This is a genomic window from Calothrix sp. 336/3, from assembly GCF_000734895.2.
Taxonomy (GTDB): Bacteria; Cyanobacteriota; Cyanobacteriia; order Cyanobacteriales; family Nostocaceae; genus 336-3.
On record NZ_CP011382.1, the window covers coordinates 2,842,513 to 2,866,970 of the forward strand.

20 protein-coding genes and 1 pseudogene are annotated in these 24,458 nt (G+C 41.9%); 13 read left to right on the forward strand and 8 right to left on the reverse strand.

Translation table 11 applies throughout. From position 1 onward, the window contains the following. Positions 1 to 79 precede the first annotated feature (79 nt). Positions 80 to 805, reverse strand: coding sequence for a 1-acyl-sn-glycerol-3-phosphate acyltransferase (locus tag IJ00_RS11985; RefSeq protein ID WP_035153354.1), 726 nt, complete (start codon positions 803 to 805; stop codon positions 80 to 82). A gap of 782 nt (positions 806 to 1,587) precedes the next feature. On the opposite strand from IJ00_RS11985, the gene metG reads away from it, so the two are divergent. The 3 genes from metG to lptC all read left to right on the forward strand — a co-directional run bounded on the left by metG (position 1,588) and on the right by lptC (position 5,299). After that, on the forward strand, positions 1,588 to 3,189 hold the full coding sequence (metG, locus tag IJ00_RS11990) for a methionine--tRNA ligase (protein WP_035153356.1): 1,602 nt from the start codon (positions 1,588 to 1,590) through the stop codon (positions 3,187 to 3,189). Between the two features lie 242 nt (positions 3,190 to 3,431). Continuing rightward, positions 3,432 to 4,058, forward strand: coding sequence for an NYN domain-containing protein (locus IJ00_RS11995; protein ID WP_035153357.1), 627 nt, complete (start codon positions 3,432 to 3,434; stop codon positions 4,056 to 4,058). A 47-nt stretch (positions 4,059 to 4,105) separates the two neighbouring features. Continuing rightward, entirely contained in the window at positions 4,106 to 5,299 is a 1,194-nt protein-coding gene (lptC, locus tag IJ00_RS12000; protein WP_082127316.1) for an LPS export ABC transporter periplasmic protein LptC, read from the forward strand. 27 nt (positions 5,300 to 5,326) lie between these two features. On the opposite strand, the gene IJ00_RS12005 is transcribed toward lptC, so the two are convergent. Continuing rightward, complete coding sequence (locus IJ00_RS12005; protein ID WP_035153359.1) at positions 5,327 to 6,652, reverse strand: D-alanyl-D-alanine carboxypeptidase; 1,326 nt, start codon at positions 6,650 to 6,652, stop codon at positions 5,327 to 5,329. 593 nt (positions 6,653 to 7,245) lie between these two features. Here IJ00_RS12005 and plsX point away from each other — a divergent pair. The 5 genes from plsX (at position 7,246) to IJ00_RS12030 (ending at position 11,950) form a co-directional block, all read left to right on the forward strand. After that, a complete protein-coding gene (gene plsX, locus IJ00_RS12010; RefSeq protein WP_035153360.1) occupies positions 7,246 to 8,262 on the forward strand; it encodes a phosphate acyltransferase PlsX in 1,017 nt (338 codons plus the stop codon). Positions 8,263 to 8,519: 257 nt separating this feature from the next. Next, on the forward strand, positions 8,520 to 9,512 hold the full coding sequence (locus IJ00_RS12015) for a beta-ketoacyl-ACP synthase III (protein ID WP_035153361.1): 993 nt from the start codon (positions 8,520 to 8,522) through the stop codon (positions 9,510 to 9,512). Positions 9,513 to 9,776: 264 nt separating this feature from the next. After that, entirely contained in the window at positions 9,777 to 10,652 is an 876-nt protein-coding gene (gene fabD, locus IJ00_RS12020) for an ACP S-malonyltransferase (protein WP_035153362.1), read from the forward strand. 129 nt (positions 10,653 to 10,781) lie between these two features. Then, positions 10,782 to 11,423: a 1-acyl-sn-glycerol-3-phosphate acyltransferase gene (locus tag IJ00_RS12025; RefSeq protein WP_035153363.1), complete on the forward strand. Its 642-nt coding sequence runs from the start codon at positions 10,782 to 10,784 to the stop codon at positions 11,421 to 11,423. Positions 11,424 to 11,653: 230 nt separating this feature from the next. Next, positions 11,654 to 11,950: a DUF2288 domain-containing protein gene (locus tag IJ00_RS12030; RefSeq protein ID WP_035153364.1), complete on the forward strand. Its 297-nt coding sequence runs from the start codon at positions 11,654 to 11,656 to the stop codon at positions 11,948 to 11,950. Positions 11,951 to 12,182: 232 nt separating this feature from the next. Here the strand turns inward: IJ00_RS12030 and IJ00_RS12035 are convergent, their stop codons facing one another. Then, positions 12,183 to 12,626 (reverse strand): hypothetical protein, encoded by a 444-nt coding sequence (locus IJ00_RS12035; RefSeq protein WP_035153365.1) that lies wholly within the window; start codon positions 12,624 to 12,626, stop codon positions 12,183 to 12,185. A gap of 560 nt (positions 12,627 to 13,186) precedes the next feature. On the opposite strand from IJ00_RS12035, the gene IJ00_RS12040 reads away from it, so the two are divergent. After that, positions 13,187 to 15,454 carry a transglycosylase domain-containing protein gene (locus IJ00_RS12040; RefSeq protein ID WP_035153367.1) on the forward strand — a complete coding sequence of 756 codons (2,268 nt, stop codon included), beginning with the start codon at positions 13,187 to 13,189 and terminating at the stop codon, positions 15,452 to 15,454. Positions 15,455 to 15,605: 151 nt separating this feature from the next. Here the strand turns inward: IJ00_RS12040 and IJ00_RS12045 are convergent, their stop codons facing one another. From IJ00_RS12045 to IJ00_RS28375, 3 genes are read right to left on the reverse strand one after another with little or no spacing between them, the layout of a single operon-like run. Continuing rightward, positions 15,606 to 17,126 carry a DUF4335 domain-containing protein gene (locus tag IJ00_RS12045; protein ID WP_035153369.1) on the reverse strand — a complete coding sequence of 507 codons (1,521 nt, stop codon included), beginning with the start codon at positions 17,124 to 17,126 and terminating at the stop codon, positions 15,606 to 15,608. Further along, complete coding sequence (locus IJ00_RS12050; RefSeq protein WP_035153372.1) at positions 17,123 to 17,749, reverse strand: DUF3038 domain-containing protein; 627 nt, start codon at positions 17,747 to 17,749, stop codon at positions 17,123 to 17,125. The genes IJ00_RS12045 and IJ00_RS12050 overlap by 4 nt, the downstream gene beginning before the upstream one ends. Before the next feature lie 11 nt (positions 17,750 to 17,760). Continuing rightward, positions 17,761 to 17,964 (reverse strand): hypothetical protein, encoded by a 204-nt coding sequence (locus IJ00_RS28375; protein ID WP_144416033.1) that lies wholly within the window; start codon positions 17,962 to 17,964, stop codon positions 17,761 to 17,763. Positions 17,965 to 18,493: 529 nt separating this feature from the next. On the opposite strand from IJ00_RS28375, the gene IJ00_RS12055 reads away from it, so the two are divergent. From IJ00_RS12055 to IJ00_RS12070, 4 genes are all read left to right on the forward strand, one after another. Next, the gene (locus tag IJ00_RS12055; RefSeq protein WP_035153374.1) at positions 18,494 to 19,012 is read left to right on the forward strand and encodes an adenine phosphoribosyltransferase; all 519 of its coding nucleotides are present in this window, start codon (positions 18,494 to 18,496) and stop codon (positions 19,010 to 19,012) included. A gap of 172 nt (positions 19,013 to 19,184) precedes the next feature. Then, complete coding sequence (locus tag IJ00_RS12060; RefSeq protein WP_035153377.1) at positions 19,185 to 20,231, forward strand: ABC transporter permease; 1,047 nt, start codon at positions 19,185 to 19,187, stop codon at positions 20,229 to 20,231. Between the two features lie 66 nt (positions 20,232 to 20,297). Then, positions 20,298 to 20,582 carry a hypothetical protein gene (locus tag IJ00_RS12065; RefSeq protein ID WP_035153379.1) on the forward strand — a complete coding sequence of 95 codons (285 nt, stop codon included), beginning with the start codon at positions 20,298 to 20,300 and terminating at the stop codon, positions 20,580 to 20,582. Positions 20,583 to 20,662: 80 nt separating this feature from the next. Continuing rightward, positions 20,663 to 21,421, forward strand: a complete 759-nt coding sequence (locus IJ00_RS12070) for a HEAT repeat domain-containing protein (RefSeq protein ID WP_035153381.1) — start codon at positions 20,663 to 20,665, stop codon at positions 21,419 to 21,421. Between the two features lie 27 nt (positions 21,422 to 21,448). Here the strand turns inward: IJ00_RS12070 and IJ00_RS12075 are convergent, their stop codons facing one another. After that, entirely contained in the window at positions 21,449 to 23,755 is a 2,307-nt protein-coding gene (locus tag IJ00_RS12075) for an NACHT domain-containing NTPase (RefSeq protein ID WP_035153383.1), read from the reverse strand. Positions 23,756 to 23,957: 202 nt separating this feature from the next. Further along, positions 23,958 to 24,365 (reverse strand): annotated as a pseudogene (locus tag IJ00_RS12080) (response regulator transcription factor); the annotation flags it as partial. Positions 24,366 to 24,458 lie beyond the last annotated feature (93 nt).

The window sequence follows — 24,458 nt, forward strand, 5'->3', positions numbered from 1 at the left end:
GGTTTTACTCAGCTTGTCAGCCTTTTTCGATGGTAGCTTGAATTCAGTCCTTCTGTTTCTGAAATTCATCATGAAGTTTTCAGTAGCAACCCAGACGCAATAACTGTGAAATCTCTCCATGGCAATATTCTGTGATTTCCGTAACTACAGCCTTTGCCTGTTTCCCTTGATACTGTTCATGGTGGTGGGATGTAATTTCATAGGGACGACCAATCAATACAGCTACACGTTGATAGATAATTAGGGGATGCCATCCCGATTGATTAAATAATGGCTCCGAAGGGTCAAACAAACTTAGTAATTTCAAAGGAACTACCGATGTTTGTACTTCCTCTAAGGAAGCAATGGCGATCGGTAAAACTGCTAAATTTTTGATGGCATTACGTACAGCTAAATGGGCAAATCCTCGATGAAACTCCTGAATCTGGTTAGGTGCTGTAAATTTTACCATCGGTGTTGTTCCTTCCGGAAAAATTCCCACCGCATGACGGGATTTGAGTAATGCTTGTGATTGCTGAAAAAAGCTTTGCTGACGCTGCAAATTTGCTTCTAAGGGAAAGCAACCAAATTGTTCTGTCACAATCTCCTTTAGTATAGGAACTTGCCCCATATAGTGATGGCAAGCAAAACGAATCGGAGTGGAAATTGCTGCCATCAAAACCAATGCATCCATAAAGCTACGGTGATTACTCACCACTAATAAACTCCCTTCCCTAGGAATACGTTCTTCATAGTATTGGCATATCTTGGTGGAGAGCGCACCTAGAAGTGTACGAGAAATATCTAAGGGAGTACTAATACTCATAGTGCTAGCGAATATTAACTTTACATTGCCAAATGTTACATTTATTTACAAATATTGTCACTACCTGAAGAAATAAATCCTATCTACAGAAAGTCAGAGATTATTTGATAGAAAAATAAATACTTGAAAAGAATTAAATTTATTATTCATTCTCATGGTAAATAAGTCCTGAATAAAATAAATTTCCCCTTGTAATCCATTTATGTAACTGAGTCATTTCTAAGCAAAATCTTAAAAATCAAAAAGTGTACAGATATTTTCTTTAAGCCTATAAGGCTTATCTATTGGCAACTGAGAATTTTTAATTAGAGAAAAATAAACAGCTAGGTCTTCTCACTTTTTTATCACTTTTGCAACCCTCGCAAAATTCATGCTCAAGCATGAAGTATATAAATAAACTTTTGGCTTAATCCTCTTGTAAATCTGCCTGGAATCATAATGAGTCATCAGAAACTTTGCTGACCAATAGCAGATATACTTATGTATTGTACATAGTCAATATCAGCCATAGCTTGGTTAAGTTGTAACGATTCATAGTTGAAATTTTTCCAAAAAAGGGAAAATTTTGCCTTCTTCCCGAAAATTTAAAATTGACAGGTATCTAAGTACATACTTATGACAGAATATTTGTTCCGATTGCTGCGGTAATTTTAAATTGATTGACAATATAAATTTGTTAGTATAAGAGCAGAACTTGAAATAACAGTGGCTGTATTATATAATTACGTGGTTTTGCTTAAAAACTCAGATAAGTATATTTAAAAAATAATTGTTGGTTTTGCATGAGTCTAGCGAAAAACATAGAGAAAACATTTGCTCTCACAACACCGTTATATTATGTAAACGATTTACCCCATATTGGTAGTGCTTACACAACCATAGCGGCAGATGTGACCGTGCGATTTCAAAGGTTACTAGGCAATCCTGCGCTATTGGTTACCGGAACAGATGAACACGGGCAAAAAATTCAGCGTGCGGCAGAAAGTAAAGGTAAAGCACCCCAAGAATTCGTGGATGAAATTTCTGGGGGCTTTGATACCCTATGGCATTTATTAGATATTAAGTATGATCGTTTTATTCGGACAACCGACCCACGACATGAGGCGATCGTTAAAGAGTTCTTCCAAAGAGTTTGGGAGAAGGGAGATATTTATCTAGGTCAGCAAAAAGGTTGGTACTGCGTCTCCTGCGAGGAGTTTAAAGAAGAACGGGAACTTTTACCTGAGCATCGTTGTCCCATCCACCCCAACAAAGAAGTTGAGTGGCGAGATGAAGGTAACTATTTTTTCCGCCTCTCTCAATATCAAAGTCAATTAGAAGAACTTTATACATCTAAGCCAGATTTTATTCAACCAGAAAGTCGCCGCAAGGAAGTCTTAAATTTTGTTAAACAAGGTTTACAAGACTTTTCGATTTCACGGGTAAACGTCGATTGGGGATTTCCTGTACCCGCAGATTCCAAGCACACATTATATGTTTGGTTTGATGCTCTTTTGGGCTATATTACTGCCCTATTAGAGCCAGAAGCGGAACCGAATTTAGCGAATGCGGTATCTCAATGGTATCCCTTCAATCTGCATCTAATTGGTAAAGATATTCTGCGTTTTCATGCAGTTTATTGGCCCGCAATGTTGATGTCAGCAGGATTACCCTTGCCCGACAGGGTATTTGGTCATGGATTTTTAACCAAAGATGGGCAAAAAATGGGTAAAAGTATGGGCAATACCCTAGATCCCATCGCTCTAGTAAAAACCTATGGTGCGGATGCCGTTCGTTATTACTTCCTTAAGGAAATCGAATTTGGTAAGGATGGAGATTTTAATGAAGTTAGATTCATCAATGTTCTAAATGCAGATTTAGCAAACGATTTAGGTAATTTGCTGAATCGGACTTTAAACATGGTGAAAAAATACTGTGGTGGAAATTTACCCGCTATTACCAATGAAGACATTCCCAATGATAATCCTTTAAAGGCGATCGCTCTCGATTTAGGAGAGACAGTCAAAGTTGCCTATGAAAGATTAGCCTTTAATCAAGCCTGCGAAGCCATCATGACACTGGTGCAAGCCAGTAATAAATACATTGATGACCAAGCTCCCTGGACTTTGTATAAAAAAGGACACCAAGCTTCCGTAGAGCAAGTTCTATATACAGTTTTAGAATCAGTCAGGTTAGCAGCTTATCTCCTATCACCTGTCATCCCCAAAATTAGTAGCGATATATACCAGCAACTAGGCTTTGGTGTTGACTTTAACCTGCAAGCTGTAGCTGCTGCGAATACTCCATTCTGTACCCATGGCAAATGGGGACTACTCTCAAATCAGCAAACATTAGGTGAACCTCGTCCAATTTTTAAACGTTTGGAACTACCTCAAAACGATTAATAATTAGTGCAGTGCTGACAATGGACAATTTACTTTCAGGGTGAGATATACAGCACTCTGAAAGCTAAATATAATTCTGTGGTCAATTGTGCAGCATGAGGGCAACAACTGAAACATAAAAAACTGTACAAACTTCCATAACAAAGCTTAAATCATGCAATTCCCAAATTTTCGGGAATTAATCTGTCAATCTGTAAACCGTTATCAATTATTTTGTGTGATAAAAAATGAGGTATGAAAATATGTTGAATAACCTAGAAAACGACTCCATTTTTACGCCGGAGCAAGTCTTAGAAAATCGAGGTCGTGTTGCAATATTTATAGACGGTTCTAATCTATTTTATGCAGCATTGCAATTAGGGATAGAAATCGATTATACAAAGTTACTTTGTCGATTGACAGGGGGTTCGAGATTACTTCGGGCTTTTTTCTATACCGGTGTAGATAGAACCAATGAAAAACAACAAGGTTTTCTATTATGGATGCGACGTAATGGTTATCGTGTGATTGCCAAGGATTTAGTGCAATTACCAGATGGTTCTAAGAAAGCGAACTTAGATGTGGAAATTGCCGTGGATATGATGGCATTGGTGGACTCCTATGATACCGCAGTTTTAGTAAGCGGTGATGGAGATTTGGCTTATGCAGTCAACTCTGTCAGCTATCGGGGTGTACGGGTAGAAGTCGTCAGTTTGCGATCCATGACCAGTGATAGCTTGATTAACGTCAGCGATCGCTATATAGATTTAGAAGCTGTCAAAGAAGATATCCAAAAAACTCCCCGACAAAGTTATCCCTACCGTCCCCTAGGAATGGAATTTCTCGAATCTTCCCGAGAGGTGGAGGGACACTTAGAAATACCAGAATAACCCAGTTGCAGAGTGGAGATAGATATACTGAAGTCCAATTAATAAATATGACAATAAGAAAAAACTTTTTTCCCGTACTTTTGCCATATCCATCTTCCTCTGCTGCTTCCCCTTTCCTATCCTTAGTTCTGTGTTTTTTACTGCTATTGATCACTGCTTGCAGCAGTCAAACTCAGACAGCAAAACAGCCTCAAGATAACACTCCTGGAGAAACTGACAGTAAGCTCACCGTCTATGGTGGAATTCTAGAACAGTTCGACGAAGTGGGACGACCGATTTGGAGTGTGAAAGCAAAACAGGCAAGATACACAGAAGAAAAAGAAATTGGTCAGGTAGATCAACCCTATGGGGAACTTTATCAAGATGGAAAAGTAGTCTACCAAATTACAGCCGAAAAAGCAGACATTCAACAGAATGGTCAACAATTATTTTTAAAGGGAAAAATATTTGCCAAGGATCCACGCAACGGCATCATGTTGTATGGTAACGAGTTAGAATGGCGACCAAAAGAAGATTTATTGATTCTGCGCGACAGAATTAATGGACAACATAAACAACTTCAGGCGATCGCCAAAGAAGCAAAAGTTAAAACCAGGGAACAACGCATCGATTTTTCTGGGGGAGTCCTAGCAAATTCTGCCGATCCTCCCTTACAAATTCGCACAGAACACCTGATTTGGAAAATTAAAGACCAGAAATTAATTGGCGATCGCCCCGTACAAATCGACCATTATAAAAATAAGCAAGTAACCGATAGAGGTAGGGGAGATAGTGCAGAAATCAACCTTAAAACCAAAATCGCCACTATCAATAAAAACTCCCAAATTGAATTACTCGATCCACCCATGCAAATTGCCAGTAATGCAATGACATGGAACCTGAATACCGAAACAGTCAAGAGCAATACCCCTGTACGTGTGTTCCATAAAGCCGAAAATGTCACAGTTACAGGCAATCAAGGGGAATTAAAAATACCGCAGAAAACAGTATATCTCACAGGTAATGTCAACGGGGTGGGACAAAAAGGACAGTCAATCCAATCCGATAACCTTACCTGGTATCTTGACCGGAAAATCGTAGAAGCCCAAGGCAATGTCACCTATCGCCAAGTTAACCCACCCATGACCTTTAATGGAGACAAAGCCCAAGGAAATATTCAAACAGAAAACATCGTTGTCAAGGCAGGAAATACAGGCAAAAGGGTAATCACAGAAATTATTCCCCAGGAGAAGATTCCATAATCCCTAATTCATACCCTTGCTCCCAAATCAACCCTTAAACAGTACCTCGTTCCGTTCTCCTTGACCAAACTTGGGTAGAGACTTACTCGCAGCATCATGGGGTGTGATACTAGCAGGTATGACATCCGATACCTGTAGCTGCTTGAGGAGACTTTGAAGCAATTTATCCTGCTCAGAACGGAAAGCCGTAACACCCACACCTCGGTTGATAATTGCAAACCAAACTAAACCGCGATCGCGAGTTGGCATGACTCCAGCCAAAGCACTCACACTATTCAACGTCCCAGTTTTAAAAATCGTGGCATTGGGCATATTTCTGCCATGGGTTGTTCCCCGTTTATCTACCCCAAAAGTCGGGAATAAATCAGCCAAGGTAATTTTTTGAGCAAAAGCCGCTTTTTGCAGCGCCATCAGCATTGCACAGGCAGCACGGGGAGAAATTTTGTTATCCACACCTAAACCAGAACCATTGATTAATTGAATTTCTCCAGGGGGAACATTCGCTACCTGGGCGGCAGTTGCTTGCACCACAGCATGTCCTCCGACTAAATCAGCCAAACGCTGGGCAATTTCATTATTGCTGTAAACATTCATCTCTCGGATAATTAGCTTCAGAGGCAGAGAATAATGGCGTACCAGCAAACTTTGTTGAGGATTCGGCTGGGTTTCCACCTTCACAGTCCCCGTAATTACCACCTGGGGTTTCGGCGTTCCCTTAGGCATTAAGGAATAAGAATATACCGCCGGACGAGTCCAAGCACCAGAATTCATTGCTTCTTTCAGAGCGGTGCCAGCAACCTGGGGATTAGGCATAAAATTCATCATGAAATTGCCCGTAACCACCAAATTACCCTTAACCTGCTTGATACCCATCTTATTCAAGGTATTACCCAGGGCGATCGCCTCTTCCCAGACAAACATCGGATCGCCACCACTGGTAATAATTAAATCGCCGTGTAGTATCCCTTTGTCAATTTTGCCCGTAGTCCCCACCAAAGTTTGAAATCGATGTTCAGAACCAAAGGTTTTTAACGCCACCAAGGAAGTAGCTATCTTAGTCAAAGAAGCAGCAGGTAGAGGTACAGTTCCTTGATGATTAGCCATTAACATTGGTCCAGACTGCAACCAAATTCCCTGATTAGCAGCCAGATTAGCAGGTACTAACTTCGTAGTACTCAAACCCTTCAAGTATTGCTGTACTGTCGTCACTCCTATGGGACTGGGGTCTGGAGCCACAACTAAACCGGGACTAATCTGCCAGGTTAACACATCCAGAGCATCTACAGGCTTCATTTGCACTCCAGCCATCTCCAACCACACAGAAACCAAACCTGAACCGACTAATTCCAGCATCCTGCATCCCTCTGTAGAATGTGTTACTTCGTTTATTGCAATATAAAACTTACCTGGGATTTATACACCACCAGGATTTTTCCTATCTATGTCCGATGGTGACAATAATTTTCTTGTTGTTGCGTAAGTCCTCGGAATTTTACTCCTTGTCCTGAGTATCAATCAAGGTTCAAAAAATCACAAAGAAGAGAAAATGGGAAAAATATTGGCAACACCAAAGCAAGAGTCTAATAAGACATACCATATCTTCCTCCGATGCAGTTACCAATCAGGCAAATTCCCTGACGCTTGACATCTCGATTTCTCCTCAGTTTTGCCTAGTCCTAGTAATCAGTCACCAGTTATGGTAATTATTCATGTTATGTTGGGCTTGGTTGCACCTGTGAAAAATAGTCAGAAATCAGGGACAAATCATCAATACACCATGAAGGAAATAAATCTGGATTGCCCGTATTATGGATTTCGGTTCTAGTATATTTTTAATTTTTTCCTGGTTTTTTCGATTGACGGCAAAAATTTATTCGTCATCAATCTCTAACTTTCAGCAAGGTCATCTGGTAAAATTTGTAAGGTTTCTAGAAGCTAATTAAGCAATGGGATCAACTTGCGTACGGATCGCAATTGACGCAATGGGAGGAGATCACGCACCCCGTGAAATCGTTGCTGGCGCTCTGCGGGCAAAGGAAGAACTGGGTGTAGAAGTATTACTGGTGGGTGATCCCCAAGAAATTGAAGCAGCCCTGCCGTCAAAAACAAGTATGGAACGGGTACAGATCGTATCGGCTGAAGATGCGATCGCCATGGATGAAGAACCTCTGACTGCTGTACGTCGCAAACCCAAATCCTCAATCAATGTGGCAATGGGTTTAGTCAAACAAGGAGAAGCTGACGCGGTATTCTCTGCCGGTCACTCCGGAGCAGCAATGGCATCAGCATTACTACGCTTGGGCAGAATTAAGGGAATTGACCGTCCTGCCATCGGTACAGTCTTCCCCACAATGGTGGCAAGCAAGCAAGTGCTGATTTTAGATGTCGGAGCGAACGTAGACTGCCGTCCCAAGTTTTTAGAGCAATTTGCCGTCATGGGTTCTGCCTACAGTCAGTACGTTTTGGGTGTGTCAGAACCAAAGGTCGGCTTACTAAATATTGGTGAAGAAGACTGTAAGGGTAATGATGCCGCAGTTCGTGCCCACCAAATGCTCCAGGAAAATTCCCAAATTAATTTTATTGGCAATGCCGAAGGACGGGACGTGCTTTCGGGTGAATTTGATGTAATTGTCTGTGATGGTTTTGTCGGCAATATCTTACTCAAATTTGCTGAAGCTGTAGGCAGTATTATCCTCCAAATTCTGCGGGAAGAATTACCCCAAGGATTGCGCGGTCAAATCGGTTCCACCATTCTCAAACCCAACCTCAAACGGGTTAAGCAAAGAATGGATCATGCCGAACATGGCGGAGCATTACTTTTGGGTGTGGATGGTATTTGTGTTATCGGTCATGGTAGCTCCCAAGCACCTTCTGTGTTCAATGCAATTCGCATGGCAAAAGAAGCCGTAGATAACCAAGTTTTGCAAAGACTGCAATCTCAGTTAATAGTCAATAGTCAGTAGGGAATGGTCAATACTCCTCAGGGGGTAGGGAAAAGACAAAGGTGAAGGGGTGAAGGAAATGTTAGCCACAAAAAAAATGCATACAATTCTCCTGGTTTACGAAGAAGAAAAGCCTGACCTGGAAAAAGAAAAACGGGATTTTTCCCACACCGTCTTTTGGGAATGATGCCATTTTTAACCCTACCCCTTAGCAGTGGAACCTACACCCTAAGGATTTTGACCAACAATGAAATGCAGATAACTTGGGAGAAGCCGGAGTGCAGAATATAGGAATTGCAGTGACTGGAAGTGGTTCGGCAGTGCCCAGCACTTTCCTTGATAACCATGGACTCGCTGAAATAGTCGAAACTTCCGATGAATGGATTACCACAAGAACGGGAATTCGTCAACGTCATTTAGCAAAATGTAGTGAATCCTTAAGCGCGATCGCCGCCACCGCAGCTGCTAGAGCCTTAGAATCAGCAGGGCTAACAGCGAATGATGTAGATTTAATTCTGCTTGCCACTTCTACCCCCGATGACTTATTTGGTAGTGCTTGCCAAATCCAAGGGATATTAGGAGCAAATAGGGCGGTAGCTTTCGACTTAACAGCAGCTTGTTCCGGTTTTGTCTTTGGGTTAGTCACAGCTGCCCAATATATTCGTACCGGCGTATTCCGCAATGTATTATTAATCGGGGCAGATATGCTTTCCCGATGGGTAGACTGGGAAGACCGACGCAGTTGTGTATTATTTGGTGATGGTGCGGGGGCTGTAGTTTTGCAGGCAAACCAGAGCGATCGCCTTCTCGGTTTTGAACTCAAAAGTGATGGCTCTCAGAACAGTTGCTTGAATCTTGCCTACACCTGCGAAGACCAAGAATTAATTCCCGGTGTCAGCGTCAGTCGAGGGAAATTTCAACCCATTACCATGAATGGTAAAGAAGTTTACCGCTTCGCCGTCCAGAAAGTGCCCGAAATTATTGACAAAGCTCTATTTCATGCCAACCTCAGCCCAGATAACGTCGATTGGCTAGTGCTGCATCAAGCAAATCAACGCATTCTTGATGCCGTAGCTCAAAGGCTGAATATCCCAGAAAACAAAGTTATTAGTAATGTGAGTCGTTACGGCAACACCTCTGCCGCTTCCATACCCCTAGCTCTGGATGAAGCTGTCCGAGAAGGTAAAATTCAACCCGGTGATATGATTGCCGCCTCTGGCTTTGGTGCCGGATTGACCTGGGGAGCAGCCATATTTCAATGGGGACGCTGATATTCCGATATCTAGCTGTCAATGAAAGAGGACAGGGAAAAACTGACGATGAGTAATGGGTAATAAATCATGAGTAATGAGTAGTGAATTAAGCCTTGAAACCCTTAATATCTCCTAGCTAGTTCCGAAACAATGATTTTGAATCTATCTTGAAACCCCTATGGGATAAGAGGTGTTTCTAATTTACATCAGCCATAAATCTCTACTTTTTATTTATTACTCCTTACTCCTTACTCCTTATTTATTTCTCAAATTGCATGATCGATGACTAAAACAGCATGGGTGTTCCCCGGACAAGGTTCCCAAGCCCAGGGTATGGGAATAGATTTACTAGAATTGCCAGCAGCTCAAGAGAAATTTGCCCAAGCTGAGGAAATTTTAGGCTGGTCTGTAACTGACATCTGCCAAAATGACCCTGATAAACTGGCTCAAACTCTTTATACACAACCATGTTTATACGTTGTTGAAAGTATTCTTTCTGACTTACTCAAAGCCAAGTATCAGCCTGATATTGTCGCTGGTCACAGCCTAGGGGAATACATTGCTTTGTATGTTGCTGGTGTCTATGATTGGTCAGCAGGATTGCGGTTGGTAAAAAGACGGGCAGAATTGATGAGTAGCGTTGCCGGGGGAATGATGGCAGCACTGATACAATTTGACCGTGAGCAGTTAGAGGCAGCTTTAGCAGCTACACCCAATGTCGTTTTAGCCAATGATAATAGTGCATTACAGGTAGTTATTTCTGGCACACCTGCTGGCGTGGAAGCAGTGATGTCCCAGGTAAAAACCAAAAGAGCATTGCCTTTAAATGTTTCAGGAGCTTTTCATTCTCCTTTGATGGCGGCTCCTGCCTCGGAATTTCAAGATGTCCTTAATTCCGTAGATTTTTTAGATGCGGAAGTGCCAGTTTTATCTAACGTAGACCCCTCTCCAGCCACGGAAGCCGGGATTTTAAAGCAACGTTTGATACAGCAAATGACCGGGGGAGTACGGTGGCGGGAAATTTCCCTGGCATTGCCGGAAAATGGGATAGAGAAAGTTGTGGAAATTGGACCAGGAAATGTATTAACTGGTTTAATTAAACGCACCTGTCCGAGTTTGCAGCTAGAAAATATTCACACTGCCTCAGAAGTTGTCTGATGCAACAGAAATATCCTTGGGGGTAATGGGTAATAGGAGGATAGGTAATAGAGTTGTTCATAACCTTCCTCTTTGCCGTTTCCTTGCTCTTACCCCGTTTTTCTCCTTTCTCCCTTCCCCTAATTAACCATGTCTCCAAACCGTGAACCGCCCCTAGTAAGTTTCCTGCTGTACCACGCTTTTAAATGGTCTGTGGTTAGCCCTATGTTGCATCTTTACTTCCAGGGTAAAATTTATGGTACGGAGAATGTGCCGCAAACTGGACCCCTATTAGTGGTGAGTAACCATGCAAGTAACTATGATCCACCCATAGTTTCTAATTGTGTCTGTCGTCCAGTGGCACATATGGCAAAGGAAGAATTATTTAGAATTCCAGTTTTGAAGCAGGCGATCGCCCTCTATGGAGCTTACCCTGTTAGTCGTGGTTCTGCTGACCGCGCTGCCATTCGTGCTGCTTTAGAATATTTAGAAGCAGGTTGGGCAGTTGGTGTATTTTTACAAGGAACCCGTACCCTTGATGGACGAATTGACGATCCTAAACGTGGGGCAGCATTGATAGCAGCGAAAGCCAATGCACCATTGTTACCAGTGAGTTTGTGGGGAACCGAAAAAATTGAAGTTAAGGGGACAGCCACACCTCGGAGAGTCCCGGTAACAGTCAGAATTGGCGAATTAATCCCTGCACCTAATTCTACAGATAAGTATGAGTTAGAAGCGGTGACGCAAAAATGTGCCCAAGCTATTAATGCTCTCCACGATTTGGGAAGATAAACCAGGTTAATGGGTAATAGGCAATAGGAAAAGGCAAGATTTCAGCCGAATGCTGCTGCCAGTAAAAATTTTATTTTTGCAAAATTTGCATGTCCCAAAATATTTTCCTGTTAAACCATTTCTCTAAATTCCGGCTACAGATAATTCTCCCCCTGCTTCCTACTGTCTATGTGTAGCTTTATTTTGGAGAATTAGTATTAAATTTTTCCCTTCCCCCTTCCCTCTTACCTATGACTAACGAAAACTTAAAAATAGAACTGAAAGAAAATCTTGATGAGGCAGAGTGGGATTGGTTAATACCCCATGTGCAACGAGACGCAGTAGTGGTAGTAGCAGTCGGTTTAGACTTGATTGATGTCGGAGTCGCGATCGCCTCTGATAACACCTCCCAAGTCGGTAATTGGATTAGTGAAGCCCTACTAAGTAAACCTTCTGTAGAACAATTAGGAGAATGGAACAGCGATCGCGCGAAACGATTTAATACATTAATTGTTCAACCCTATGTCCTAGTTCAGGAAAAAACTTAGCCAGAATTTATACTCAAATACAAAAGGTAGAAGTCTTAAGGCTCATTTTGCCCGCTTCTACCTTTTTGTTGTTATTCACACATCAAGTTAGGATGCGTCATACCATTTCACTTGATATACGATACAAATTATCAGCTTGGGTGCCAGCATTATGACCCTATATCTGTATCTATTATTTTCGTGAACTGGTATTAAATATCTTTCAGCCCAAAATAACCAGTCCTAATAACTACTATTTAGCAGTTTTAGGAGCAGGAGCAGGAGCGGGAGATGCTTCCGGAGCAGGAGATGCTTCTGGAGCAGGAGCTTCTGGAGCAGGAGCTTCTGGAGCAGGAGTTGCTTCTGGGGCAGGAGTCATTTTGTTAGGAGCAGGAGCTTCTGGAGCAGGAGATGCTTCTGGAGCAGGAGCTTCTGGAGCAGGAGATGCTTCTGGAGCAGGAGCTTCTGGAGCAGGAGTTGCCTCTGGAGCAGGAGCTTCTGGAGCAGGAGCTTTAGGAGCAGAATTAGCATTTCCTGCACAACGAGAATTCAACGGAAAACGTTCACAAAGGATTTTCATCCCTTCTGGTGAGAGTTTAATTTCTCCCGGTTGTTTATCTGATTCAGCAACAGCCAAGCTACTTGTTAATCCGAGGATTAGGGCAGTGCCGATTAGGGTGAGAAATTTTCCCTTCATAGTTATTAACCTCAACACCTTACAGGAAGGAATACTCCGCTCATTAAATCAAACAACCTGCCCAAGAAAATCTGCCTAAATAGGGATGTATATTTGTATCTGATGTTCTGTATAGGTAAAAATCGGCAAAAATCTTCTCAATTATTGATAAAAATATATGTATCAACCAAGCTAAAAAGCTGGCTACACATAGATTTGGGCAATTTGAATTTTTGATGAATAAAAATTATAAATAGAAAAATGCCCTAGAACTACGTCAAAATCACGCTCCCCACCTAGAAGTTTTTCCCAGTCACTCCATCTTATGGAAATATAGTCTGTGTAGGAAATATGCTGATTTACCCTATTGATTTGAGAAAAGAAAAAATATAGGTATTTTTTGCAAAAATTTGCCACTTTATGTATGACAACAGGCTATAAATTATCTTAATGTGCAAAAAAAATGGGAACATTTTCTCGAGAATAACGTCATCCATTGCTTATGAGTAAAATGGTGGCAGACAAACATCGAGATTACAGTTGCCGAAATACTTGAGTAATAACCGTGGTCTAAATCGCCGATGAGTTCCCCCCAACCCCCACAAAAGCCACAAACTCTGCTGGGTCAGCTGACTCAAGCAGTTCAAACAATTCAAGCTAGGGTTGATTTTTCTAAACTGGCATTAAAGCCGAATGCAAAAGTACCCGAACTCTGGGTACAGGATGCTGGGGCAGCTCAAGCGGAAGTGTATCCGCTCCTGGGCGATCGCTATCTTTTAGGACGTAGCTCCAAGTCTTGCGATATTGTTGTCCGGAACCCCGTAGTCAGTCAAATCCACCTCTCTCTCTCGCGGGATTCCACACAACGCAAACCCGTATTCGTAATTAAAGACGAAGGTTCTACCAATGGCATTTACCGAGGAAGACGACGGGTAAGTTCTTTAGAACTCAAGCATGGTGATATTTTCACCCTGGGACCACCAGAATTGGCAGCTTCGGTGAGATTACAATACATAGACCCTCCCCCAATCTATGTCAAGGCTGCTACCTGGGCAGGGTATGGGGTGGCTGGAGCCACTGGTTTATTAGCCCTGGTAATTGGCATTGAGTGGCTGAAATTTGATGTTAAACCCTTGCCAACGGCAACCCGTGCCCCAGTCATTATTTATGCTGGAGATGGGGAAACCAAACTTCGGGAACCTCGGACGACAGTACATATTGACATGAAGCGGCTAGAGGAATTCGGACCCTACCTACCCTCCGCAGTCATCGCGTCCGAAGATAGTCGTTTCAATTGGCACTTCGGGGTTGACCCCTATGGGGTGTTACGAGCAGTATTTATTAATACTCGTAGTGGAGATGTGCAACAGGGGGCAAGTACCGTCACCCAACAGGTTGCTAGAAGTTTATTCCGCGATTATGTTGGTAGGCAAGATTCTTTAGGAAGAAAAGTCCGAGAGGCAATCGTTGCTTTCAAGCTAGAGACTTTTTACAGTAAGGATGAAATTTTACTGACTTACCTCAACCGGGTATTCTTAGGGGCGGATACATCGGGATTTGAGGATGCTGCACAATATTATTTTGGGGAGTCAGCGAAGAAATTAACCGCTTCCCAAGCTGCCACCTTGGTAGGCATTTTACCTGCTCCCAACGGTTTTAATTTTTGTGGTGATAACCAGAGTAAACGTCGTATCCAGTATTACCGCAATCGGGTATTACTGCGAATGTTGGAGATGGGGAAAATTAAACAGGATGAACACGATCGCGCACGGCGATCGCCTGTGGAGATAAGTGGTAAAGTTTGTGAACAACAAACCAAAACTATTGCCCCCTACTTCTACAGCTACGTATTTTCCGAACTGGAGTCTATCCTGGGAAAGGAACTTGCCACCGAAGGCAACTTTATTATTGAAACCCAGCTAAATCTTTCCATGCAGACTCAAGCGGAGTCATCCCTGCGAACAACTGTCAATCAAGCAGGTAGTACCTTTGGTTTCTCCCAGGGAGCGCTTGTCACCTTAGATTCCAGTACCGGGGGAATTTTAGCAATGGTTGGTGGCACAGACTACAAAACCTCCCAATTTAATCGAGCATTTCAAGCCAAAAGGCAACCCGGTTCTACCTTCAAAATTTTTGCCTACGCAGAAGCCATCAAAGAGGGAATTTCTCCGGAAAAAACCTATTCCTGCGCTGCATTACCCTGGCAAGGTTTTACCTATAAACCCTGTCGCAGTGGGGTAGGTAGTATGAGTATCAGTACAGGTTTTGCTCTCAGTGAAAACCCGGTTGCCCTGAGGGTAGCCAAGGAAGTGGGTTTAGACAAGGTTGTCTCGATGGCACGACAGTTAGGAGTCCGTTCTGAGTTAGAAGCCGTACCAGGTTTAATTCTAGGACAAAGCGTAGTTGATGTCTTAGAAATGACAGGTTCCTTTGGGGCGATCGCCAATCGTGGTGTGTGGAATCGTCCCCATGCCATTAGTCGAATCCTTGACAGCAGCGACTGCAAAGACCGTAATGACCGCACTACCTGTAGAGTAATTTATACCTTTGACCAAGATAGGGAAGCCAACAAGCGCGTTTTAAACGCAGATGTCGCCGATACCATGACGCGCTTAATGCGGGGAGCGATTACCAATGGTACAGGGCGAAGTGCGGCGATCGGTTTAGGGGAAGCCGGTAAAACTGGTACAACCAATGATAATAAGGACTTGTGGTTTATCGGCTTTATTCCCAGTCGTCGTCTAACTACGGGTATTTGGTTAGGTAACGATAACAACTCTGCAACTAACGGCAGTAGCGCCCAAGCAGCGCAATTATGGGGGAGCTATATGGGAAAGGTGACAAAGTAGCCGTCATGAACTGCGTACACCAGGACAGATGAAAATAGGCATTGGGCATTAATTGTTTCTCCCTTGTCTCCCTTGTCCCCCTTGTCCCCCAGTTCCCCTGCTTTTTCAAGTCAGGTGACAGCAAAATCTACTTATCCCCTTTCCTGTTCCCTTACTTGTAACCTTGCCATGGGGCAATTTCTACTTTGCCATCTGGTTTAAAGACTACCTGAAAATGGGCTAATGCTTCCTTGCTATTAGGTGCGGCAATATTAGAACCATAGACAGATTGAAACATCTGTGGTAGAGGAGTTTCCCGGAAATAATCAAAGGCAACTTGATTGAGCGGCTCGTAGTCAGCAATCACACCATCCTTATTCACCGCTACCCGATATTTTAAGTCCTTGGTGTAACTGCGACCAGTGGGGGCGTTTTGCTGAATTGTTTGACTAAGTTTTTGATTTAAGGTTTTGATGGTATTGCCATCAGTAATTTTAGCTCCCACCACATCCGGTGGTTTAACGTAACCTCTCCAGGGACTCACCTGGGGTACACCATCTCCGGTGAAGACTACACGAAACTGAGCAATTGGCTCCTTAGATATGGGGTTACGTTTGGCTGGGTTATAGAGAAGATTCGGCAGGGGAGTTTTTTCTATGGCATCATTCGCTTTAGAATTCACAGCTTTATAGCCGACAATAGAGCCATCTGCGGCAACACCAACACGATAGACTAAATCTTCAGAGATGCCTTTACGTGCAGTCCAAGCGGCGTTAATAGAATTATAAACCTGACGGTTCAGAGCTTTGAGCTGGGAAGGGTCAGTGATTTCTGGAACTGTATTTAGTAATGCTTCTAAATCTTGTACCGCAGGAGTCGCATTAGCTGTGGGAGTAGGGGTATCTACTGGAGTCGCACTAGCTGTGGGAGTAGGAGCATCTACGGGAGTCGCACTAGCTGTGGGAGTATCTACGGGATTATATATAGGACTTATAGCATTATTGGTTGCAGCGTTGGTAACTGGTGTGGGAGAAACTGTAGAATTGGCAGGATTGGAACTTTGTGTTTGAGGTTTAGTTTCCCCAGGGGTAATTTTAGGAACGGGAATCACGCTCAAAGCTAAAGCTGCGGCTGCTAAACTAGCTGCTCCAACAGTTGCAGGTACTGCTTGCTTGATAAGAGCTTGACTTGCACCACCGTAACGCCTGGGAACAGGTTGTAGTTGAAGAGATATTTCTGGTAGGGTTTGGCTATCGGCAAAAAACTGATCAACAGCCTCTACCAAGTCAAAGAGCTGTACCGTATTTAAATCAACTTGGTGAGTTCCGCTTTTTGGTTGTGGATAACTAGCATCAGTCACAGAGTGGAGAGTTTCCGAATGTACAGTTAATCGGTGGCGATCGCCATCTATTTTTTGCAGTTGCACAAATTCGGATTCTGTATTGTGTGCTTGAGGATTAGGAACCTGACTCAAAAATTCCTGAGCATAAGCACTAACTGCTTGCACTAAACTTTCAAAAAATTCTCGTCCTCCGATCAATGGTTGCTCATAACCGGCTAAATAGCACTCAGCATTCACCAATATAGACAATTCTGGACGTAGTTCTTGAAAGTGAACAGCCCTAGAGGCATCACTCAAACCTTCTAAAAGTATTGTGCAATTGGGTAGGCTGTACTTACGTTGAATATTCATTCTACTTCACCGTCAAAAAGACTAATCCAGAATCGTTGCATCCCAGCTGTACCTGTGCAGAAAAGTAACTGCCCCAATAAATTTATCGCCAATTCATCTAATTTGTCATCGGAAGATATGGACAACAATCCTCCCGAGCGTCGTAAATTCATCCGACTTTTAAAATGCGCTCGAAAACGCTCCAGATAATTAGATAATCGCAAATTCTGTTCCAGAGGAATTTGTTTTTCGTTGAGTTGCTCGCAAATCATCAATAATTGCCGAATCACAACCGTTAAGCGTCGTGCTAAATAGCAGGCAATTATGACTAAAGCCTTGGCTTCTAAAATAGTTAAAGGGCGACGTATATGCGCTCTCCGCAGGGGGTTTGTGCTACGCATCCGCCACAAATTCACCCTATCTCTAATAACATCTCGTAGATCCAATTCTTCGGCAAAAGTCAAAATAGCTTCAGAACCACCTAATTCGAGAGCTTCAATTGCCAACAAAATTAAATCTATTTGTAATCTGGTTTTTTGCGGACAAATCTGCCCTTCAATTGCAGGGTTAGGTAACGTATCCAGAATCATTGGCGGTGAGACAGGGGGAGGACTAGAAGGCGTTAAACTGGCGGAAACACTCATTATATATACCTTTATGCGGCTGCAACAGACTGAGATAAAACTAATTTAAGATATATAGGCAAATAAAAAATACTGGAGAAATTTCTTTGACTGGGAATGATTTGGGCAATAATGGCTTGGGGATTTTGCCCCAAAACTACTGGCAAAAAGTTAATTAGTAGTTGGCATCTGAATAATCTTTCCTCTATGTTTGTTGACTCCTTGTTAGTTGACATTTCTGCCTAATATATACATTACTTACCAACTTCAGCGAAAGTTTTCCGTATACACTCATTGAAAGTTTTCACTGGTTCAGTGTACCCATCTGAGTAGCAAGATTAACATTCTGTGAGGAATACTTTTGCTCAGAGGTGGTTTCCCGTAGTTGTGAGTTAAACAAGCTACAAGTTACCTCATAGAACTTTAGATGAGGACAACTAGCTGTCTACCTTAGGCTTGCATACCAAGAGTATGACATTCTAGTGTACGATTTTTCAGGCAGATACCTGATACCATTTTGGATCAAAGATTGGAGATTGGATTGATATCATCCCGACGCTGTTTGGATTTAGTCAGCCACTCGCTCGAAGAGCGGAGCCTAGCTCTATTGCCATCATATCTCCAGGGGTATGTAGACAAAGCCAAGACGAGAAGGTAAAAGCTATGATAGCTTTTCTCTGATTGTGTCTTGCCTGACAGAGTGAATTGCTGGGGAAATGTTCCCCTAGTCTATAACTAGTAATTTTTCGTCAACAGAAATATTTTATGGATTTGAAGTCTCTCATTCGTGACATCCCAGATTTTCCCCAACCAGGGATTATGTTTCGGGATATCACTACCCTACTGCGCGATCGCCACGGATTGCGCCACACTATCGACTTGTTTAGCCAACAATTTGAAACAGCTGAACTCAAGGCAGATTATGTTATTGGGATGGAGTCCAGAGGTTTCATTTTCGGTACACCATTGGCTTATAAGCTGGATGCTGGATTTATCCCCGTACGCAAAAAAGGGAAATTACCCGCAGCTGTTCACTCCATTGAGTACCAACTAGAATATGGTACGGACTGCCTAGAAATCCATCAGGATGCTTTAGCACCCGGAAGTCGTGTTTTAATCGTCGATGATTTAATTGCTACTGGTGGTACTGCCAGTGCTACTGCCAAGCTGGTAGAACAAATTGGCTGCGAATTGTTGGGATTTGGGTTTATCATCGAGCTACGAGATTTACAAGGACGGAAAAATCTGCCCGATGTGCCGATTATTTCCCTTGTAGAGTACTAAAGGAAAGGGTTATAGGTGAAGGAGAAAGGATAGAAGGGGAAAGGGAAAGGCTGTTTTTGATATCCTGTTCCCTATTACCCATTCTCCCTTCAGCTTACCTCGATACAAGTCGCTCACGGCAAGCATTACCTATTACCCATTCCCTATTCCCCATTATCTAAAAAACAGACAGATGACATCTACTAGAGTTTCTTTAGAGAGTAGCCTCAATTGGTTGTACCAATTTTTTACTAGTGAAACGTTTTTATATGTAACAAAGCGAGTATTACAAGCACTGTTAACTTTGTTATTGGCATCAGCCTTATCTTTTTTCATTATGCAGCTAGCTCCGGGGGATTATGTGAGTTCCTTGGAGGCAAATCCGCGAATTTCTAAGGAAAGAATTGATGAGTTGCGTCGGCAGTTTGGTTTAGATAAATCCTGGTTAGAACAGTATATATTGTGGATTATTAATATTCTGACTAAGGGGGATTTCGGTACCAGTTTTTCCTATAACCGTTCCGTTGCCTCTTTGTTATGGGAAAGAGTACCTGCCACACTCCTGATGGCAGTAACATCTCTGGTTGCGACTTGGGCGATCGCCATTCCCCTAGGTATCATTGCCGCAGTCCGACAAAATCAATTTATTGGTAAATTTTTATTAGTTATCAGTTATATCGGGCAAGGTTTCCCCAGCTTTATAACTGCCCTCTTCCTGCTATTTTTTGCCCAAATTACCACTCCCTTGTTTCCTGTGGGTGGCATGACTAGTATTGACCATAGTGACTTAACGGGATTTGGTAAATTTTTAGACGTGGCTTGGCATTTAGTTCTACCTACTATTGCCCTGAGTGTCACCAGTTTTGCTGGCTTACAACGTATCACTCGTGGTGAATTATTAGACGTATTGCGCCAAGATTACATTCAAACCGCACGGGCTAAAGGTTTACCCGAAAATCGCGTTATCTACGTCCATGCCCTTCGTAACGCCATTAACCCCTTAATTACACTCCTAGGTTTTGAATTAGCAGGTTTACTCAGTGGAGCGTTTATCACCGAATTCTTCTTCAACTGGCCCGGTTTAGGTAGATTAACTCTGCAAGCTTTAAATAATCAAGACGTACCCTTAGCCATGGCAAGCTTAATGATGGGTGCGGTGTTGTTAATTATTGGTAATTTAATTGCAGATTTATTGCTCAAAGTGGCTGACCCACGGATTAAGTTAGATAGTTTAAATTAGTTCCGCAGCAAAAGTCTGGGACTAATTTTTCGACTTCTTGCTTGCATTCTCTTCCCATCTGTGCTTATGTCCCTAGAAATTTACTATTTACTGCGCTCCAAATCTGACGGCAAGTATTTAGCTGCCCTGCCTGAAGGTGCTACCTCTGGCTATCTCTTACTCTTTAAAGAAGATTTTGATGCCCTGAGTTACTTAAATACCCACGCTGCGGATTTTGCCCATCGTTTTGCTGTGGAGTCATTACCTAACTCACAAGTCAGCACTATTTTAAAACGCTGGGGTTTTAGTGGTATTGGGGTAGTCAACGATGTATTGATACCAAAAATCGAGTTTTTGTTAGTGAATAGCTAGAGATTTCCGGGCAAGGCGAAAAAATAGAGAATTTTTCCCAGGGTCTGGAATCTGACAAGAGGTAATGGTAATTTTGATGTATGTATGATGAAGATGACCTAAGTTTACTTGATGTCGAGGTGGAACTCGCAAGCCCTTTGGATCAGATGGAAGCTCTGACTGATGAGTCAGAATTGCCACAAGTGGATCCAGAGGAGATGCTGCCATTGTTGGAACACCCGGAACCCCAGCAAAGAATGCTGGCGGCGCGTGCTTTTTGCGACATTGAAGACGCAAGAGCCATCCCCCATTTAATTCGTTTATTGAATGACACTTGCCCTTTAGTACGGGTGAGTGCCGCCTATGGTATTGGCAGAAATCCCAGTCTGGATGCTGTAGAGCCTTTAATTGAGCAGCTCAGCCGTGATTTGAACGGTTATGTGCGTAAAGGTGTAGTTTGGGCGTTGGGAAACTGCCGCGATCGCCAAAGTCTTGCCCCCCTTGCTGATGCCTTGAGAACCGATATCCCCGCAGTCAGATTATGGGCAGCTAGCGCCCTCGCTCAAATGGCTGGAGTGGGTTACGATGTTGTAGTTGGAGCCATTCCCCCGTTAATTGAAGCCTTAGTACAAGATTCTGTGGCAGCAGTTCGCAGTAATAGTGCTTGGGCAATTGGGCAATTGTGTAAAGAATTACCCTCCAATGTCGTTTATGCTACAGCCATCGATGCCCTGATTCAAGCTTTTGCTGAGGATAAAGATTTAGGAGTCAGGGAAGATGCAAAATCGGCAATTTTGGGTGTTGGTGATCCTAGGGGTTTACAGCTAATTGAAACTTTGGAACAGGAAGGATGGTTCTAAGCTTCCGAAATTATCCCCACCAAGTCATCAGCAGAAATTATTCTCGGCGGTAAAAAGTATCTGATTGAGAATATCAGATGCACTGTCATCAGATATATTTCCACAACAGTTAATTAGTAATTGTTGACTTTCCCAATAACTCGTAATCACTTCTAAATCTCGGGAATCTAGATGCCAGTTGTAACCAATTTGACGATACTCTATCATCAAATTTCTGAGTTTATTGATCCAGTCTTCACCATGGTTTTGCCACCATAATTGTAGTGAAGATTTGTTTTTATCGGTGCTGGGTAATTGATGTTTTAAGTTGTGCAAAGCAGCTAAATAATCTGGATTATCTAGTATGAGCTTATCTAATTCTAATGTTAAAAGTAGTGTCGATAAGCGTTGATGAAATATCTCTGATTGAATAGTCATCGCCACAGCCAAAGCATGGATTGAAGCTAAATCTAGAGATAAATCTACATCTAAATTATTTGCTAATCGATTATCTAATAATAGAGCTAAATTTTGATTACGATATAGACGATTGTCTGGAGGAAGGCAAAGGTTAAAGTAAAAAGCCCTAATTGCTGCCTGACGATATATGCTTTTAATTGATATCGATGATGCTTTTTCTCTAATCCAATTTAAGATGATGAGTAATTTTTCATTAGATTGAATCTTTTGGGCAATTTCTAATTGCATAAGCCGCAGTAAGTCATTCAGGGAGGGGAGCATTTCTGCGGCAAGCAAGAATATTTCTCGCCAGCGTTTTTCCCAGAGGTGACTAACTAACTCAGTCTGGATATTTTGGCTATTAACTATTTCCCGTGCTGTGAAATATTCTTGAAAAGTTAAATGGGAAAACGTATAAATCCCTCTAGCTTGCTCTAATAACAAACCATGTTGGGATTCTATCGCTTTGACGATCGCAAAAGTATCTAGCTCTAATTCATGGGTATTCTGGGATGTAATAGCCAGACGAGTCTCTAAAAAATTACTAATCAGTTGCTGAAGTTTATTGATTGTAAAAAAATACTCACTTTTTTGAAAAGTGCTATGGGCAAGATAACTGAGTAGCTTTAATTTATTTGCTAAAGAAAGATGACGATAGGTGTTGTCACGCTTAATACCCCTTGTCTCATCCCAACGCACAAGTAGTAATTCTACACCTTGATGATATAGTTGCGATCGCTGCTTAGGAAAATCTCCTAAATAATGAAATACTAAGCAAGTTAAATTTAATAAAATTGGTGTAATCGCTAATTCTTTTATTTGCTGATTTTCGGGTAAGTTGAGTTTTTGAATAAAATCAACCGTTTGCATTTTAGCTGCTTTCTGGGAATTTTTGGTACAAGCCAAAAACCATTTTTCAGCAAAAGCAGAGATTTGTGATGGTGAAAAATTGGCAATTTCTACCTCTGTAAAACCTCTAAAATTATAATTTAGAGTAGCCAATCTACTGGTAATAATAATACGATTTTTGTAAAAATTATCTGATAGATAACGAATATCTTTAATAACTCGGTCAATTTCAGATTGAGGAACTTCATCTAAACCATCAAGAAGTAGTAAATATCTACCCTCTTCCCAGATAATATCATTTTCACTGGGAGAATTATATTTTGATACTTCGTGATTAATATAATGCAATAGGTTAATTTTTTCGTGCTCTGTATCCTCCGCAAAGTTTTTTAAACTAATAAAAATTGGGAGATAATGGGCTAACAGAAATCCTTGTATACAGTGAAGGGCAATAAATTGCAGAAAAGTTGTTTTACCAGAGCCTGGTTTTCCTAAAACTACTAATTTCGCATATTTTTCAATAACCAATTGGCTGGGTATTGGTTCTGGAGAACCATGGAAAGTCTGATTATCTCCTAAATAATTGACTCCAGAGGCTTGTAAATCGTTAAATTCTACCCAACGTTGGCTATTGATTTCTTCCAGAATATTGACATCAACATAAATATCATTTAATTTGATTGGTCTAGGTACATCCAGAAAATGTAGAATTCCGCATTGACCTTGGATTTTTTCTGAATATTTTTGACGTGTTTTCTGAATAATCTTATCTATGGCATCAGCTTCTGTTTCTAATTCATCTAGGGATTCTGTATTCTGGTATACAGAATTTTCCATAATTTCTTCAGGGTTGATTTCTAGGGCAAAGCAAATTTCATAGAAGAAATGGCGATCTATGGGTTTACCCGTGAAAAATTTCCAGATAGGCTGACGAGTTTCTAACCCCACCTCACTTGCTAGATACTCTTGCGTCCAACCCTTATTTTTAAATGCAGCTTTGGCTTTTTTGATTCCTTCTGCTGAAACTTGTAGCGATCGCTTCACCATATTTCTGAGGTTATCCAGGAAAATGTTACAAGTGGATTCGCGTCTGAAGTAAATAAAACGTATACGTATACTGAGAATATACGTAAACTCATACAATGACGGCGCATACTAGAATTCAAGTCAGCCTGATGACTAATGAACATACCCTATAGGTCAAGGAGATTCTCTACTAATTTCTATGCTAGTGGAAAATATCCTTGACTTTTCTCTCATCTGAGTTGCTGGTAAGGTGCTGGGCTAAAGTATCTCGTCTGTGAAGACGACTATAAATAGCACTCAGTAGTTCTGCTCTGGTGAATGGTTTTGTGAGATAATCATCTGCCCCTAAATCCATTCCCTGGCGAAAATCATTCCTTGTGGCTCTGGCAGTGATAAAAATAAAAGGAATGGTGGTAGTAATTGGTTCTTCCCGAATTTGATTGAGGACACTATACCCATCAACCTCTGGTATCATCAAATCGCAGAGAATCAAGTTTGGTAATTCCCTGATTGCCAAGTCTAAGCCGACTCTGCCATTATTAGCAGTAATCACATCAAAGTTTTCTACTGTTAATAATTCGACCAGATTTTCTCTAAATAGTTCTTCATCTTCAATAATTAATATTTTCATGAGCTAGTTTTGCTAGGGAAGACAAGTGTGTGTAGATTTAGAATTATGACTATATATTTCGTAATATGATAATAAATCAGAGAAAATTATTGA